A 16,057-nucleotide genomic window follows, 5' to 3' on the forward strand; every position below is an offset into this window, starting at 1 on the left:
GGATGAATGTAAATGACAGTATTTCACTATACAATAACTGAAGATCGTCAAACGATTGAACATCTTCTTAGAGAACAATGGCAAGCCGGTAAAAAGACGGTTCACTTAATGAGAATGGCTAAAAGTGTTACAGACGAAAATGGCGAACCCATCGATTGGAAATTGCCGCTATTTGTTGGCACGAATTTAACTTTTTCTTTTCCGGAAGCACAATCCACTTATGTACCCGAAGAACGCGGGACTTTAAATGTTGTTTTTGAAGACGAGCATATCGTAGCAGCCGTCAAAGCAGCTGGCATTTCGATGCATCCAGATCGTCCAGGACAAACAGGCACTTTCATGAATCAAGTTATGGCGTACATTGAGAGTAATGGCGGCCAATATGCCGAGCATATCCACCGTCTTGATAAAGGAACGTCGGGTGTTGTATTAATTGCCAAGCATCCTATTGCAAAGGGACTTTTTGATCGTATGCTTGAAAAAAATGAAATTTCAAGAAAGTATCTAGCAGAAACGGACGGATTGCTTAAAAGACCAAGAGGGACAATCCGATTTTCCATCGGTAAAGATCGACATGATCCTTCAAAACGTCTTGTTTCTTTATCTGGACAATCCGCTATTACTCATTTTAAAGTAATTGACCGAACTGCTGATTCCTCGTTTGTAGAAGCTGAACTTGAAACAGGTCGTACACATCAAATCCGAGTGCACTTGGCTCATCTTGGTCATCCCGTAAAAGGTGACACACTTTATGACGGTAGTGAAACTGAGGATGGTCATTACCGCTTGACTGCAACTTCAGTAGCCTTCACACATCCCTTCACCGGTGAAGCAATTACAATTGAAATGGAAACAAAATAAGAAATGGCATGAAGATAATATTCTTCATGCCATTTCTTATTTATTGTTGCAGTTCCCATCAAAAACGAATATTATTGGTAACGTACTTAATATCGTTCGTATTTTGAAAGGAGAATTACATGTTTCATTTAAAAGAACATAATACTACGGTCAAAACTGAAGTTTTAGCTGGAATGACAACATTTTTAACGATGGCGTATATCGTAATCGTCAATCCTATTATTCTTGCCGATGCAGGCGTTCCTTTTGACCAGGTATTTCTTGCCACAATTATTTCCGCAGTCATCGGTACACTTTGGATGGCCTTATTCGCAAATTATCCCATTGCAATTGCACCAGGTATGGGATTAAATGCATACTTTACATCAGTCGTTCTGGCTTCCAATGGACAACTTGATTATCTGACGGCTTTTTCTGCTGTCTTTATTGCCGGTCTATTATTCGTAATTTTGTCCTTAACACCTTTTAGAGAAAAGCTCATTCAATCCATCCCAGAGAACTTGAAAAATGGAATTACAGCGGGGATTGGTTTGTTTATCGCATTTATTGGATTACGTCTTTCAGGAATTGTCGTCCATCATGAAACGAATCTCGTTCAACTTGGCGAACTAACGTCTCCACCTGTTTTACTAGCACTATTCGGACTACTCGTTACAGTAATCTTAATGACTTTAAATATATATGGTTCCATTTTTATAGGGATGATTTTAACAGGAATTCTTGCAGTATTTACAGGCCAACTTGAATTTAAAGGGAGCCTAACACAAATCCCATCTTTACCCGAAGGTATACTTGTTTGGAATCCGCTTCAAGCATTTGGAGATGTTGTTTCCCATGGCCTCTACGGAGTTGTTTTAGCCTTTTTAATCGTTACCTTGTTTGACACGACAGGGACTATGATTGGCGTCGCAAAACAAGCAGGACTAATGAAGGGCAATACACTGCCACGAGCTCGACAAGCCCTTCTAGCTGACTCAGTAGCTACGACAGTTGGTTCAATGTTTGGAACGAGCCCAACTTCCGCTTATATTGAATCTTCTTCAGGTGTTGCTGTCGGGGGTAGAACAGGACTAACAACATTAACAGTAGCTATACTATTTATAGTCGCAGCTTTTTTCGGACCGCTTGTCAGTACTTTATCGGGCGTTTCAGCTATAACTGCTCCAGCTTTAATTATTGTTGGCAGCTTAATGATAGGTGTGGTAAAAAATATTGAATGGGATTCATTTGATGAAGCTTTCCCTGCTTTTTTAATTATTTTAACAATGCCACTTACTTCAAGCATCGCGACGGGAATCGCACTTGGATTCATTACGTACCCTATTTTGAAAGTAGTAAAAGGAAAAGGGAAACAAGTTCCAATTCTTCTATATGTGTTTGCTGCATTGTTTACTTACCAAATACTATTTTTGGCACATTAAAGACATGAATCGCTCTAGATTATTAGCTGACCGTTTCATTATGATTAAAGATAGGGTATACTTATAATAGTTACTATTTTTATTAAACAGGAGGTTACTTCTATGAATTTGATTCTAATAATGGGCGTGTGCGTAGCATTTTTAGTTGCAATTTTTGCTGGAGGGTACGAAGACAAACCTGGTAAGCAGAAAAAACGCGGTCATCAGCCAACATAAAGAAATGGGACTTGCCTAATGGCAGTCCCATTTTTTAATTTAAATTTGGAAAAGATTGCTGACGCAGTGCTTCGTAAATTAAGATTGCTGCTGTATTTGATAAATTTAAAGCGCGTATATTATCGTTCATAGGAATTCGCAAACATCTGTCTTTATTTTCCAAAAGAACCTTCTCCGGAAGTCCAGTGGTTTCTTTTCCAAACACAAAAAATATATCCTCATTACCATTTGAATAATCAAAAGCTGAATGCGGTTGTTCCCCGTGCTTTGTCAAAAAATAGAAACGCCCTTCGGGAAACGCTTGGAAAAGTTCCTCAATTCCATCGTAATATGAGATGTCTACATGCTTCCAGTAATCAAGTCCAGCCCTTTTCAACATTTTATCATCCGTTGAAAAACCCAATGGCCTAATTAGATGAAGTTTTACTCCAGTTCCTGCACATGTTCTTGCAATATTACCCGTATTCGCAGGTATTTGTGGTTCAAATAATGCTACATGTATTGCCACTTCAAACACTTCCCCTTATTAAATGATTTCTATTTTAGATTCTACTACTTTTTCTAACTCCATGCGTACTTCAGGATCTAATTCTGTATGAAGTGCTTCTTCTATCGCTTCAATACCAATATCCAAACCTATTTCACCAAGTGCCCACGCAATCGTTCCGCGCATGACCGGTCTTGGATCCATCTTCAACATTTCAATCAATTCAGGTACTGCGGATTCTTCTTTAAAATGAGCAAGAGCGATAATCGCATTCCGTTGTATCGGGTTTTTACCACGCCAAGATCCAGAAATATGACCGAACTTCTCTTTAAATTGTCGATTCGAAAGACTTAATATTGGCTGTAAAAGGGGTTTAGCTAACTCTGGTTCAGGATGGAATACGTTTTGATGTAGATTTTGTATTCCTTTATTCTTCGGACACACCGTCTGACATGTGTCGCAGCCGTACACTCGATTCCCAATTTTAGTACGAAATTCTTCGGGTATTGCTGTTTTTGTCTGAGTTAAAAATGCAATACATCTTTGTGCATCGAGTTGACCGCCAACAATAAGTGCCCCCGTTGGACATGCATCCAGACATAATGTACAGTCGCCGCACTCGTCTTCCATTGGCTTATCCGGTGCGAAAGGAATATTTGTGATCATTTCACCTAAGTAGACATATGAACCAAATTCCGGAGTAATAATTGAACAGTTTTTCGCAGACCAACCAATACCCGCACGTTCTGCAACAGCTCGGTCAGATAGCTCGCCTGTATCTACCATAGATTTCATTTTTGCATTGGGGACGAGCTCCTGTATGTATTCCTCAAGGATGCTCAGTTTCTCACGAAGAACGGTATGGTAATCCATTCCCCAAGAAGCCCGGCAAAAGATTCCTCTGCGTTCGCCTCTTTTCCCTTTTGGTGAATCTTTCATCCGAGAAGGATAAGCAATTGCAATCGAAATAATACTCTCGGCTTCGTCAAGAAGGAGGATGGGTTCTGTACGTTTATCTAAATCCTTTTCCTCAAATCCCGATTGATAACCAAATTCTTGTTGACGTTTTAATCGATTTTTTAATTCACGAAACGGAGCGGATGTCGTGAAACCAATCTTATCAATTCCAATTGATAACGCATATTCTCGAACTTGTTGTTGCAATTCGACTACATTCACACGAATCCACCTCCTATATGTTAAAATTAATGAATATTATAAAAAAAGGGTGATAGCATTGAAATTTGAACTAAACTCAACACTATTAAATATCGTACCAACAATTAAATTAGGCATTAATCATTATACCAGAATTACCGTATCAGAATCTCCTCAAATGCTACAAGGCAGATTAAGATTGTTTCAAGAACAACTGTTTTTTGACTTAGACGATAAATTAGTAACGGACTATCCCGAAATAAAAGAGTGGAGAAAGCTGTGGAAACAACTTGGAGCAGATCCAAACAGGTATAGACCATCTGCCGAGGCACTTCTACGCCGAATAAAAAAACAAAGCTATATCGATTCATATCATACTGCGGTGGACTTAAACAACTTCTTTTCATTGCAACATAAAATCCCTATAGGAATTTATGATTTAGAACTGATTACTGGAGATGTGGTTGCCTCATTAGGTACTGAAAATGATGGGTACGCTGGACTCAATGGTCGATTTAATTCCATGAAGAACATTGTACATCTCTCAGATGATATAAGCTCATTCGGGAGTCCTTTTGTAGACTCTACTCGGACATCTGTAACTTCTAGCACAACAGATGCACTACACGTATTCTACATTCCACCTTCATTTGACGTTAAGAAGTCACTTGAATTGACTACGGCATGCGGTAATATGTTCACAAGTATGAGTGGCGGAGATGTCCGTTCATATGTAGTGCATGAGGGACAAAGCTCAATTGTACTAGACGAAGATTAACCAATAACAGGGGGATTAATCGATGACAAAAATCACACTCGTAGAAGCAGTGAAGCTAAAAAGCATCCTAAAGAAACGTATTCATGAATTAGAAGATGAAATGAGACGCGTCGCCTTTACAACCGTAGAAAAAGGGAACTCCCCTGTAAAAGGTCTTCGTACTCTCCAAATCGTAGAAACCGAATTGGACGAAGTACGTTTGGACAGCCGCGTACTCGACCGACTTATGTATAGAGCCAATATTGATAATGAAATCGAATTCCAAGTTGACCAACTAGCGATTGTCGAAGCAATTGAACTTGCCACCCAATTACGTGCAAAAGCTCAATTTTATAAAGAACTCTCCATGGCTCAAAAAGAAGAGATCCAGTACGGTTACTCCGAAAGCACAATCGTCTATCGTGTCGCCTTATTTGAACCGGAAGACTATAGGGTCAAGTCGCTACAAGCTGAGAAAGATGCACACAAACTATCAAACCTCATCAATGCCAAAAACTATTCAATCATATTAGACTTCGATGATGCAAAATACTTCTAAACCCTTGGAAAGGTGAGACTCCTATCCAAGGCATAAAGTGGGACCAACAATTTAAATGACAGCAAACCAATAACCTGTTCCCATTTACTTTGTGACCCATCACCGATAACCAACCAAGGCAATTGCAATGGACAAACCCAAACGGTAACATAGGGTCCCCTTTATGAAAATCGCTCCTTCCGACATTAGACGGCAAGGAGCGATTTTGTTTATTACTTATTTTTGAACGGCTTTGATTTTTTACCCTTGATTGCTAACGTCCATTATAAATCACTTTCAGCAATTTGTTTTAATGCCTTAGCACGATTTACGATAAAATTCCTCATATACTTTTCTAGAAATAACTTATCCGCAACTACACCAAGTAAACCAAACGGCGATTTGTACTGAAAGTAATCGATCATAATAGTTCCATTCTCCAGTTTAATAAACTCATGGATATGCTTAAATGAATGAAATGCCCCTTTTAGCATAATATCTTCAAATCGATAGGGTCGATTCATCACAGTTACTTTCGCAGTTAACTTTTGCTTTACACCTAAATGGACGGCTTCCCAAGTAACCGTATCCCCCGCTTCCATCAAACCTGTTAAAACCCCACCAACAACTTTTTCTTCCGTATGTGCGGAAGTTTGGGTGTGAATATCAACATCCCGTGCAAGATCAAAACAAACTTCTATAGGAGCTAATATGAATTCTCTGTGCTCGATTAAAGGCATGTTCAGCCCTCCTTGGATACTTAACACTGATTACAGATTGTTACCTCGGTTCTTTGTACTTGTTATTTATTAAAGGGGCAGATCTTTCCTCTCAAAGAAACGCACACCAATGATATAGATAACAATTCCAACAATCCCAAGTATCGTAAATTGCATCCAATAGCTTTCTCCTTTTAAAATAGCGGCTGTATCAAATAGTGTATTCATCGATAGATATCGGAACCCTTCTAAACTCCCACTTACTTGGGCCATCAAATGAAATAAGAAGAAAGCAACTGGGATACCCGCACCTAATGCCAACGAATGTTTCGATAAATTAAATATACAAGAAAACATAAATGAAATGCTACTTGTTGCAAACATTAGAAGAAATAATCCTACATTAAGCGCTATGTAATCTGCTAAATAAGTGCCAAGATCTCCTTGAGAAACCTGTATTGCAAGCATTCCAGCAAGAGTTATGATTAAAAACATTGTTATAATCGATGTAATTAAGTACAATGCTTGTGTTTGTACCACTGTTGTTCTCTTAATTGGCGTCGATAACAAATAGGCCATCGATCCTTTATCTACTTGGGAAGCAACTAAACTATTTGCAGTCATTATAATAAATATCAAAGGTAGTATAACGCCGTGAATCGAATAAAAGGTTTGGGCGAGCATCCCTAAAAAGCTTGTGTCGCCTAATAGAGCAGCCAACGGTGTATCTTTGACCATATCAGCTACATTTGTAAGTGTAGAAGGTTCAAACACCGCAATCAAAGCTGCATTTAAAGCACTCAATACTATTGTAAATATGAGCCATAACTTATAATTAGCTCTTAATGTTTGTTTGAAAATCGTGGCATTGATCATGAGCATTATCCTCCCTTAATATAAATTTTTGAAATATTGTTCAAGCGTATACTTGATTTCTGTAATGGATTTAATCGGATATCCTTTTAATACATTTAGGAATGTATTGATATCTTGATCATTAACCCTTACAGTGATTTGATTTTGATTTTCCTTTTTCTCTGTGAAAATAAAGGATTCGGATAAAAACCGATGATATTCTTGTGAAGTCGAAAACTCAATTTTATATATCTTATCTTCATTGTGTTTCACTTCAAGTGTTGGTTTAACCGCGATAATTTTCCCTTCTTTTATGAGCGCCACCTTGTCACAAGTATGTTCAACCTCTTCAAACATATGACTCGACATAAAAATGGTTTTGCCTTTTTTCTTTTCCTTGTTTATTAAGTCAACAAATTCAACTCTCATTAACGGATCAAGTCCTGTTGTCGGCTCATCAAAAATTAAAATAGCTGGATCAGCCATAAATGCCGCTACAATAGCAGTCTTTTGTTTCATTCCTTTAGACATCCGTTTTAAGTTTGCAGTCGGATCAAGTTGTAGCTTTTCGATAATTTCATTTGCAAAGGACATATCTTTTAATCCAATTAATTCAGCTTGCCATTTTAAGAATTCTGTTCCAGTTTTAGCATCTGGAAAGTTAATCTCACCGGGAATATAGCCAATATGTCGTTTTATTTCTGAAGAATTTTTCCAACTGTCTAATCCATTGACCCGGCAGTGTCCGTCTTGCGGTTGTAGAAATCCCATCATATGGCGGATAACCGTTGTTTTACCTGCCCCATTCGTCCCTACAAAGCCAAATACTTCCCCCTCTTCAATCGAAAGGTTTACATCAAATATTCCTCTGCCATCCCCATAATCTTTCGTCATGTTTTTAATATCAATAGTTGACATCTTAACTAGCACCTTCCCCGGTATCCATGTTCCGATCGTAAAACTTCATAAAGTAATCTTCCAATGTAAATTTAATTTCAGAGAAGAACTTTAAATCATACTCAGCAATCAGGTTAATAAAATGATTGATATCGTTGTCTTGCACTTGAATTTTCGCCTGTTTTTTCAAATGATTCGAGTCGAGAACATGCAATTCTTCCCTTACTTTTATGTCCTGATGAAAACGTTCAAATTCTTCCTTACTTAAAAATTCGATTTCAAATGTTTTTTGGTCATTGTAACGTAAATCATCTGCTACAAATGATGATATTAATCGTCCGTCTTTTATTATCGAAATCTTGTCACATGTAGCATCAATTTCACTGAATATATGACTGGAAATTAGAATTGTTTTTCCTTTTTCCTTCTCTTCTTTAATAAAATCTATAAACACATTTTGCATAATTGGATCCAGTCCACTCGTCGGTTCATCCAAGACAAGTACATCTGGATCATGCATAAAAGCGGTAACGATCGCAAGCTTACGCTTCATTCCAAGAGACATCCGTTTTAGTTTCCCCGATGGTTCTAGTTCAAATTTTTCAATCAAGTAATCTGTATGCGTAAAGTCCTTAATACCACGCAAATCCGCCATCATTTTTATAAATTGTGTGCCAGTGAGTGATTCTGGTAGAGCAATTTCCCCTGGTAAATAACCAAGATTTATTTGAATTTCAGCAGCATTTTCCCAACTGTCTAGGCCATTCACAAATGTGTGCCCCTTCTGAGGTCTAGAAAAACCCATGATATGACGAATTGCAGTTGTTTTACCTGCACCATTAGGTCCAAGAAATCCATAAACTTCACCTTTATTCACAGTGAATGAAACATCAAATACGCCTCGATTATGACCATAATCCTTTGTTAACTCTTTAACCTGTAATACGGACATATCAAAACTCCTTTTTATAAACGATTTTAGTATTCCAAGTGAATTTAATAAGTACAAAATTTGATATGTGGTTATTTACTTACGCTCATTATTTCCGTACAATTATAAACAACATGTTGTCTAGTCTTTCTTTTCATAATAAGTAATAATTTAAGTTAATACAAGAACCAATATCATTGGCTATGTTGGTTATGCAACACTTTACAATCTTTTGTTGGATAAAACTTGAAGGAGGGAAAGAATCATGGAGGAAACATACACAGATTTACGAGTAATAAGAACAAAAGAATCTATACGCAACGCACTAGTACAACTAATTGAAGCAAAAGGTTTCGAAGCAATCACTATTAAGGACATTGCATTCAAAGCAGGAATAAATAGGGGTACCTTTTACGCACACTTTCAAGACAAAAATGATTTAATGGGTAAATGCCAGGAAGATATTTTAAACGATATTAAATATATAATGAAAAAGAATTTGCCGGATGCTTTAGAAAGCTTAAACATGAACCAATCACCTAATATAGAGACGTTTGCACCCGTTATCTCTTTATTTGTATATCTAGATGAAAATAAAGAACTTATGAGGGCTTTACTAGGCCCAAGGGGAGATGTGACCTTTCAAACTAAATTGAAAAACTTAATGTGGAAAACACTATTTGAGGGTAATGATATCCCTACTTTCAAAAAAGAGAATTCACTTGTACCCGGAAAATACTTAGTTTCCTATATTGCTTCCGCCAATATAGGTGTTATTCAACAATGGCTCGATGGTGATAGTTTAGAATCTCCTTTGGAAATGGCTCGAATTCTGTCAACAATAACACTAAACGGCCCTTTCTATGCAGCTGGATTAAAAAAGTGATTTTATCTAATTCCCCAATCAATCGAACCATAATTTAATCGAATATCGCTTAATAACAAATTGGTTATTAAGTAATTTTACCTAAACTAACTTTTGGTAGTGTCAATATTTGTATTCATCTACCATCAATTTTAAGTCTAACAGATTGTTTGCTTCCTTAAAGTCTAAATTATCTTTAAATCGCAATATTAAGTTAGGCACTTAGATAAAATCCAGTCTATTTATGAATGGGGGTCTTTTATCATCGTTCTTAGAAATTTGTTTTTAACTTTGATCTTGTTTTTGAAATCCTAAGCTAATTTGGCTAATTCTTATTCAAGAAGAACTGCTTTTTGTTGATAGTCTAGAATCTTTCTCAGTAAATTATTAAGCATCTGATAAACACGTTGGATGACTTCTGTAGAATAATTGGAAATCGCTTTCCCTATAGGGATATAGCGTCTTAAAAGACCATTGTGTCGCTCGTTGGAACCTCTTTCATAATGGGCATAAGGGCGAGCAAAATAGACATCCGTGACATCTTTTAAACTCATCGATAGATTGGAAAACTCACTGCCATTGTCAGAAGTGATGGTCTTGAATACCTTGAGGAAATTTCCTCCAAAATATTGTTGTAATTTACTAATAGAATAGTCAACTAAATAGTCAACTAAATCGTGATCTAGATTGTCAATTATGATGGCATATAGTTTCTCGTTTTACCTTCAACGAGCGTTAAAAATACGTAATCGTCAAACTTTTTCCTTCTACGGTGTCAATTTCCCAATGACCGAATTCCACTCTATCTTCAATTTGAGGTGGTAGTTCAGCAATACTTGTACCTAAAACCTTACGATTTTTTCGGACGCGTTTCGTCTTTGTATTCAGTTTTATTTTCATCGGTAAATCGATATTTCGAACGATTAATAAATCTTAATCGATATAGTTATAAAGCTTTTAAGTCGGTACCATTTGCTTATCTTTCCAGTCGACTTGTCGTTTTGCAATCCCAATAACCGCATCAGGTGAACAACCATGATTGAGGATCTGATTGCAAGCAAAATCAATAAATTCGATTGCGATCAGCAACTTACTTTTAGCACCACAATTGAGTCTGTTTTATTCGTATACGGCCTCTCCCGTTTCAGCGAAATAAGCCGTGTAGGGCGTACTCCTCGTCTTAAGTTGTGTAGGTTTTCCACGCTTTAGGTTCATTGGCAATCGTTTGGTGGGCACGGCTTAGGTGCCTTGCAATATCTCGATTGGAGTGACACGCTTGTTTGATAGTAGCAATTTGACCGCTTTCAAGGGTGATAGGTTTTTTTAAAACGAAGGAATATAAAAAACTTATTTCCGATCCCAACTTAAAGCATTGGTACTCAGAATTACGAAACTCTTATGAGGAAGACTTACAAAATTCGAGAAAAATGTGGAACATTATTAAAGACACAGAAAGTTTAAATAATTATATATTTATGATTTAATAACCCTATCTTATTATTCAGGATAGGATTATTAATAAATGATATAGGAACATATACTTTCTAAAATAACCAAGGTGTCGAATTAAAATTGGATATATTCTTGAATAAAATTTATGTAAAAAGTTTCAAAACACATCGTATTTCACCAAAATAAAAAGCATCTACAAACGCTGTGTTATCAACGTTTGTAGATGCTATAGGTTTTACTGAAATTAACCGATTATTACCTATTGATACCCGAGGCCGGACTTGAACCGGCACGCCTCGCGGCATCGCATTTTGAGTGCGACGTGTCTGCCATTCCACCACTCGGGCAAAGAATATATAGTTTTCAAGAAGCATTAATTGTAAAAATGGAGGCGGCAACCGGAATTGAACCGGTGATAAGGGTGTTGCAGACCCATGCCTTACCGCTTGGCTATGCCGCCGTAGATAAATGGAGCGGAAGACGGGATTCGAACCCGCGACCCCGACCTTGGCAAGGTCGTATTCTACCACTGAACTACTTCCGCAAAAAAATACTGGGGTAGCTGGATTCGAACCAACGATGACGGAGTCAAAGTCCGATGCCTTACCGCTTGGCTATACCCCAAAAATAAAAATGGGCGACTGAAGGGAATCGAACCCTCGAATGTCGGAACCACAATCCGATGCGTTAACCACTTCGCCACAATCGCCATAATATAAATACCACAAATACCATAAAATTAAAAGGGGCGACTGAAGGGAATCGAACCCTCGAATGTCGGAACCACAATCCGATGCGTTAACCACTTCGCCACAATCGCCATAATATAATATTGATGATTCACTACTAAAGATAATTCATTTATTAATTGCAATAAAGTTAGATGGCAGGGGTAGTAGGATTCGAACCCACATCGAAGGTGTTGGAGACCTTTATTCTACCGTTGAACTATACCCCTAAAATGGTGGTGGGGGGCAGATTCGAACTGCCGAACCCGTAGGGAGCGGATTTACAGTCCGCCGCGTTTAGCCACTTCGCTACCCCACCATATTAAAACCAAAAGATACAAGAACTATGGTGCCGGAGAAAGGACTTGAACCCTCAACCTACTGATTACAAGTCAGTTGCTCTACCAGTTGAGCTACTCCGGCTTTATATAAAGTTACTAATTAACAAAATGGTGGCTCAGGACGGAATCGAACCGCCGACACAAGGATTTTCAGTCCTTTGCTCTACCGACTGAGCTACTGAGCCAAAACTATGTAGTACATTAAATAAATGGCGGTCCCGACGGGAATCGAACCCGCGATCTCCTGCGTGACAGGCAGGCATGTTAACCGCTACACCACGGGACCTTTTTGGTTGCGGGGACAGGATTTGAACCTGTGACCTTCGGATTATGAGCCCGACGAGATACCACTTCTCCACCCCGCGACAATACTATAAGTTGAAATTTGTTATTAGATGAACGCTACTGAATAGTATACAACATTCAAGGCTTCGCCTTTACTAGCGTTAATACTATAGTGTTTTCTTTGTTTAACTTCTTCATTAGATATAAATTGGTTGCGGGGACAGGATTTGAACCTGTGACCTTCGGATTATGAGCCCGACGAGATACCACTTCTCCACCCCGCGACAATAAGTAAAAGATACATATAAGTGTAACTAAATCTTACTATACAGTAAATCGCAACACTAGCAAACAAAAATATATGGTGGAGGATGACGGGCTCGAACCGCCGACCCCCTGCTTGTAAGGCAGGTGCTCTCCCAGCTGAGCTAATCCTCCTGGGTAAAATAAATACAGTTTTTTTCTTTATTAATGTAAATCAATTCAGTAGTAACACATATTCTTTTCAATTATATAATGGTGACCCGTACGGGATTCGAACCCGTGATACCGCCGTGAAAGGGCGGTGTCTTAACCGCTTGACCAACGGGCCATATGTAATATAATTGGAATCTGGCGGAGAGCAAGGGATTTGAACCCTTGAGACAGCGTTAACCGCCTACACGATTTCCAATCGTGCTCCTTCGGCCACTCGGACAGCTCTCCAATTGGCTCCGCAGGTAGGACTCGAACCTACGACCGATCGATTAACAGTCGATTGCTCTACCACTGAGCTACTGCGGAATAATGTAACTAACTTATTTCAATGTACTATAGATGATTCTTTTGAAATAAATAGACCAGCAACGTCCTACTCTTGCAGGGGGGAACCCCCAACTACCATCGGCGCTGAAGAGCTTAACTACCGTGTTCGGTATGGGAACGGGTGTGACCTCTTCGCCATTATCACTGGACTACTTTTTTCACAAGACATTACCTATTATATCAAACCACAGAGAAATATCAAGCGTTTTTCAAAACAAATTTGTTTTGTTCGCTCAAAACTGGATAAAACAGACATTAAGGAAGAATGGTTAGATTCTTCCGACAAATCGAGGTCAATCATACCTCTTCATTATTTGGTTAAGTCCTCGATCAATTAGTATCCGTCAGCTACACACGTCGCCGCGCTTACACCCCGGACCTATCAACCTCATCTTCTTTGAGGGATCTTACTTACTTGCGTAATGGGAAATCTCATCTCGAAGGGGGCTTCATGCTTAGATGCTTTCAGCATTTATCCCGTCCATACGTAGCTACCCAGCGATGCCTTTGGCAAGACAACTGGTACACCAGCGGTATGTCCATCCCGGTCCTCTCGTACTAAGGACAGCTCTTCTCAAATTTCCTGCGCCCGCGACGGATAGGGACCGAACTGTCTCACGACGTTCTGAACCCAGCTCGCGTACCGCTTTAATGGGCGAACAGCCCAACCCTTGGGACCGACTACAGCCCCAGGATGCGATGAGCCGACATCGAGGTGCCAAACCTCCCCGTCGATGTGGACTCTTGGGGGAGATAAGCCTGTTATCCCCGGGGTAGCTTTTATCCGTTGAGCGATGGCCCTTCCATGCGGAACCACCGGATCACTAAGCCCGTCTTTCGACCCTGCTCGACTTGTAGGTCTCGCAGTCAAGCTCCCTTATGCCTTTGCACTCTACGAATGATGTCCAACCATTCTGAGGGAACCTTTGGGCGCCTCCGTTACTCTTTAGGAGGCGACCGCCCCAGTCAAACTGCCCACCTGACACTGTCTCCTGCCCCGATAAGGGGCATGGGTTAGAAGTCCAATACAACCAGGGTAGTATCCCACCAACGCCTCCTCCGAAGCTAGCGCTCCGGAATCTAAGGCTCCTACCTATCCTGTACAGGTTGCATCGGAATTCAATATCAAGCTACAGTAAAGCTCCACGGGGTCTTTCCGTCCTGTCGCGGGTAACCTGCATCTTCACAGGTACTATAATTTCACCGAGTCTCTCGTTGAGACAGTGCCCAGATCGTTACGCCTTTCGTGCGGGTCGGAACTTACCCGACAAGGAATTTCGCTACCTTAGGACCGTTATAGTTACGGCCGCCGTTTACTGGGGCTTCAATTCGAAGCTTCGCTTGCGCTAACCTCTCCTCTTAACCTTCCAGCACCGGGCAGGCGTCAGCCCCTATACTTCACCTTGCGGTTTTGCAGAGACCTGTGTTTTTGCTAAACAGTCGCCTGGGCCTATTCACTGCGGCTCTCTCGGGCTTTAACACCCTACCAGAGCACCCCTTCTCCCGAAGTTACGGGGTCATTTTGCCGAGTTCCTTAACGAGAGTTCTCTCGATCACCTTAGGATTCTCTCCTCGCCTACCTGTGTCGGTTTGCGGTACAGGCACCTCCCGCCTCGCTAGAGGCTTTTCTTGGCAGCGTGAAATCAGGGACTCCAGGGAATACTCCCCTTGCCATCACAGCTCAATGTTATAGAAATGGGATTTGCCTCATTTCACACCTCACTGCTTAGACGCACATAACCAACAGTGCGCTCACCCTATCCTACTGCGTCACCCCATTGCTCAAACGGCGGGGAGGTGGTACAGGAATATCAACCTGTTGTCCATCGTCTACGCCTTTCGGCCTCAACTTAGGTCCTGACTAACCCTGAGCGGACGAGCCTTCCTCAGGAAACCTTGGGCATTCGGTGGAAGGGATTCTCACCCTTCTTTCGCTACTCATACCGGCATTCTCACTTCCAAGCGCTCCACTAGTCCTTACGATCTAGCTTCGACGCACTTGGAACGCTCTCCTACCACTGACACATACGTGTCAATCCACAGTTTCGGTGATCTGTTTAGCCCCGGTACATTTTCGGCGCAGCGCCACTCGACCAGTGAGCTATTACGCACTCTTTAAATGATGGCTGCTTCTGAGCCAACATCCTGGTTGTCTGGGCAACGCCACATCCTTTTCCACTTAACAGATACTTGGGGACCTTAACTGGTGGTCTGGGCTGTTTCCCTCTCGACTACGGATCTTATCACCCGCAGTCTGACTCCCAAACATAAATCTTCGGCATTCGGAGTTTGTCTGAATTCGGTAACCCGGGATGGGCCCCTAGTCCAAACAGTGCTCTACCTCCGAGATTCTATCGTTTGAGGCTAGCCCTAAAGCTATTTCGGAGAGAACCAGCTATCTCCAGGTTCGATTGGAATTTCACCGCTACCCACACCTCATCCCCGCATTTTTCAACATACGTGGGTTCGGGCCTCCAGTAAGTGTTACCTTACCTTCACCCTGGACATGGGTAGATCACCTGGTTTCGGGTCTACGACCCCATACTTATTCGCCCTATTCAGACTCGCTTTCGCTGCGGCTCCGCATTCTCTGCTTAACCTTGCATGGAATCAGTAACTCGCCGGTTCATTCTACAAAAGGCACGCCATCACCCAGCGTATTTCCCCGAAGGAAAATACGCACCGGGCTCTGACTACTTGTAGGCACATGGTTTCAGGATCTATTTCACTCCCCTTCCGGGG

The 16,057-nt window shown here is 40.4% G+C and carries 15 protein-coding genes, 17 tRNA genes and 2 rRNA genes (1 of these 34 only partly in view); 6 read left to right on the forward strand and 28 right to left on the reverse strand.

What is annotated here, in order from left to right; genetic code table 11:
- Positions 1–12 precede the first annotated feature (12 nt).
- The 3 genes from ACP8HH_RS14875 to ACP8HH_RS14885 are packed head-to-tail and all read left to right on the forward strand — an operon-like array spanning position 13 to position 2,282.
- The gene (locus tag ACP8HH_RS14875; RefSeq protein WP_438312621.1) at positions 13–861 is read left to right on the forward strand and encodes an RluA family pseudouridine synthase; all 849 of its coding nucleotides are present in this window, start codon (positions 13–15) and stop codon (positions 859–861) included.
- Positions 842–1,003, forward strand: a complete 162-nt coding sequence (locus tag ACP8HH_RS14880) for a hypothetical protein (RefSeq protein WP_438312624.1) — start codon at positions 842–844, stop codon at positions 1,001–1,003. Before ACP8HH_RS14875 ends, ACP8HH_RS14880 begins: the two co-directional genes overlap by 20 nt.
- Positions 981–2,282 carry an NCS2 family permease gene (locus ACP8HH_RS14885; RefSeq protein WP_438312625.1) on the forward strand — a complete coding sequence of 434 codons (1,302 nt, stop codon included), beginning with the start codon at positions 981–983 and terminating at the stop codon, positions 2,280–2,282. Before ACP8HH_RS14880 ends, ACP8HH_RS14885 begins: the two co-directional genes overlap by 23 nt.
- Before the next feature lie 250 nt (positions 2,283–2,532).
- Here the strand turns inward: ACP8HH_RS14885 and trmL are convergent, their stop codons facing one another.
- Positions 2,533–3,006, reverse strand: a complete 474-nt coding sequence (gene trmL, locus ACP8HH_RS14890; protein WP_438312628.1) for a tRNA (uridine(34)/cytosine(34)/5-carboxymethylaminomethyluridine(34)-2'-O)-methyltransferase TrmL — start codon at positions 3,004–3,006, stop codon at positions 2,533–2,535.
- A gap of 18 nt (positions 3,007–3,024) precedes the next feature.
- Positions 3,025–4,164, reverse strand: a complete 1,140-nt coding sequence (gene queG, locus ACP8HH_RS14895; protein ID WP_438312631.1) for a tRNA epoxyqueuosine(34) reductase QueG — start codon at positions 4,162–4,164, stop codon at positions 3,025–3,027.
- Between the two features lie 58 nt (positions 4,165–4,222).
- Here queG and ACP8HH_RS14900 point away from each other — a divergent pair, with 58 nt between their 5' ends.
- A complete protein-coding gene (locus ACP8HH_RS14900) occupies positions 4,223–4,921 on the forward strand; it encodes a B3/B4 domain-containing protein (protein ID WP_438312633.1) in 699 nt (232 codons plus the stop codon).
- 22 nt (positions 4,922–4,943) lie between these two features.
- A complete protein-coding gene (locus tag ACP8HH_RS14905; protein ID WP_438312635.1) occupies positions 4,944–5,459 on the forward strand; it encodes a hypothetical protein in 516 nt (171 codons plus the stop codon).
- Between the two features lie 263 nt (positions 5,460–5,722).
- Here the strand turns inward: ACP8HH_RS14905 and ACP8HH_RS14910 are convergent, their stop codons facing one another.
- The 4 genes from ACP8HH_RS14910 to ACP8HH_RS14925 all read right to left on the reverse strand — a co-directional run bounded on the left by ACP8HH_RS14910 (position 5,723) and on the right by ACP8HH_RS14925 (position 8,861).
- Positions 5,723–6,178 carry an SRPBCC family protein gene (locus ACP8HH_RS14910; protein WP_438312636.1) on the reverse strand — a complete coding sequence of 152 codons (456 nt, stop codon included), beginning with the start codon at positions 6,176–6,178 and terminating at the stop codon, positions 5,723–5,725.
- Positions 6,179–6,247: 69 nt separating this feature from the next.
- On the reverse strand, positions 6,248–7,033 hold the full coding sequence (locus tag ACP8HH_RS14915) for an ABC transporter permease (RefSeq protein WP_438312638.1): 786 nt from the start codon (positions 7,031–7,033) through the stop codon (positions 6,248–6,250).
- 15 nt (positions 7,034–7,048) lie between these two features.
- Entirely contained in the window at positions 7,049–7,930 is an 882-nt protein-coding gene (locus ACP8HH_RS14920; RefSeq protein WP_438312640.1) for an ABC transporter ATP-binding protein, read from the reverse strand.
- Position 7,931: 1 nt separating this feature from the next.
- Positions 7,932–8,861: an ABC transporter ATP-binding protein gene (locus tag ACP8HH_RS14925; protein ID WP_438312642.1), complete on the reverse strand. Its 930-nt coding sequence runs from the start codon at positions 8,859–8,861 to the stop codon at positions 7,932–7,934.
- Positions 8,862–9,105: 244 nt separating this feature from the next.
- Between ACP8HH_RS14925 and ACP8HH_RS14930 the strand changes: the two genes are divergently transcribed.
- Positions 9,106–9,726 carry a TetR/AcrR family transcriptional regulator gene (locus ACP8HH_RS14930; protein ID WP_438312644.1) on the forward strand — a complete coding sequence of 207 codons (621 nt, stop codon included), beginning with the start codon at positions 9,106–9,108 and terminating at the stop codon, positions 9,724–9,726.
- Between the two features lie 311 nt (positions 9,727–10,037).
- Here ACP8HH_RS14930 and ACP8HH_RS14935 read toward each other — a convergent pair whose 3' ends face one another.
- The 22 genes from ACP8HH_RS14935 to ACP8HH_RS15040 form a co-directional block, all read right to left on the reverse strand.
- A complete protein-coding gene (locus ACP8HH_RS14935; RefSeq protein ID WP_438319208.1) occupies positions 10,038–10,406 on the reverse strand; it encodes an IS30 family transposase in 369 nt (122 codons plus the stop codon).
- Positions 10,407–10,440: 34 nt separating this feature from the next.
- Complete coding sequence (locus ACP8HH_RS14940; protein ID WP_438312646.1) at positions 10,441–10,605, reverse strand: hypothetical protein; 165 nt, start codon at positions 10,603–10,605, stop codon at positions 10,441–10,443.
- 280 nt (positions 10,606–10,885) lie between these two features.
- Complete coding sequence (locus ACP8HH_RS14945; protein ID WP_438312648.1) at positions 10,886–11,068, reverse strand: helix-turn-helix domain-containing protein; 183 nt, start codon at positions 11,066–11,068, stop codon at positions 10,886–10,888.
- Positions 11,069–11,423: 355 nt separating this feature from the next.
- Positions 11,424–11,504, reverse strand: a tRNA-Leu gene (locus tag ACP8HH_RS14950).
- A gap of 39 nt (positions 11,505–11,543) precedes the next feature.
- Positions 11,544–11,617, reverse strand: a tRNA-Cys gene (locus ACP8HH_RS14955).
- A gap of 9 nt (positions 11,618–11,626) precedes the next feature.
- A tRNA-Gly gene (locus ACP8HH_RS14960) sits at positions 11,627–11,701 on the reverse strand.
- 9 nt (positions 11,702–11,710) lie between these two features.
- A tRNA-Gln gene (locus tag ACP8HH_RS14965) sits at positions 11,711–11,781 on the reverse strand.
- Positions 11,782–11,793: 12 nt separating this feature from the next.
- Positions 11,794–11,866: transfer RNA gene (locus ACP8HH_RS14970), tRNA-His, on the reverse strand.
- Between the two features lie 38 nt (positions 11,867–11,904).
- A tRNA-His gene (locus ACP8HH_RS14975) sits at positions 11,905–11,977 on the reverse strand.
- A 64-nt stretch (positions 11,978–12,041) separates the two neighbouring features.
- Positions 12,042–12,115: transfer RNA gene (locus tag ACP8HH_RS14980), tRNA-Trp, on the reverse strand.
- Between the two features lie 4 nt (positions 12,116–12,119).
- Positions 12,120–12,204, reverse strand: a tRNA-Tyr gene (locus ACP8HH_RS14985).
- A gap of 28 nt (positions 12,205–12,232) precedes the next feature.
- Positions 12,233–12,308: transfer RNA gene (locus ACP8HH_RS14990), tRNA-Thr, on the reverse strand.
- A 27-nt stretch (positions 12,309–12,335) separates the two neighbouring features.
- Positions 12,336–12,411 (reverse strand) — tRNA-Phe (locus ACP8HH_RS14995).
- A 25-nt stretch (positions 12,412–12,436) separates the two neighbouring features.
- A tRNA-Asp gene (locus tag ACP8HH_RS15000) sits at positions 12,437–12,512 on the reverse strand.
- Between the two features lie 4 nt (positions 12,513–12,516).
- Positions 12,517–12,591: transfer RNA gene (locus tag ACP8HH_RS15005), tRNA-Met, on the reverse strand.
- Positions 12,592–12,720: 129 nt separating this feature from the next.
- A tRNA-Met gene (locus ACP8HH_RS15010) sits at positions 12,721–12,795 on the reverse strand.
- Between the two features lie 78 nt (positions 12,796–12,873).
- Positions 12,874–12,949: transfer RNA gene (locus tag ACP8HH_RS15015), tRNA-Val, on the reverse strand.
- Positions 12,950–13,028: 79 nt separating this feature from the next.
- Positions 13,029–13,103, reverse strand: a tRNA-Glu gene (locus ACP8HH_RS15020).
- 21 nt (positions 13,104–13,124) lie between these two features.
- Positions 13,125–13,216, reverse strand: a tRNA-Ser gene (locus ACP8HH_RS15025).
- 3 nt (positions 13,217–13,219) lie between these two features.
- Positions 13,220–13,294, reverse strand: a tRNA-Asn gene (locus ACP8HH_RS15030).
- Between the two features lie 54 nt (positions 13,295–13,348).
- Positions 13,349–13,464: ribosomal RNA gene (gene rrf, locus ACP8HH_RS15035) — 5S ribosomal RNA — on the reverse strand.
- Positions 13,465–13,629: 165 nt separating this feature from the next.
- A 23S ribosomal RNA gene (locus tag ACP8HH_RS15040) occupies positions 13,630–16,057 on the reverse strand; it runs 528 nt beyond the window's last position.

It is taken from the genome of Sporosarcina sp. FA9 (genome assembly GCF_051550205.1).
GTDB lineage: Bacteria > Bacillota > Bacilli > Bacillales_A > Planococcaceae > Sporosarcina.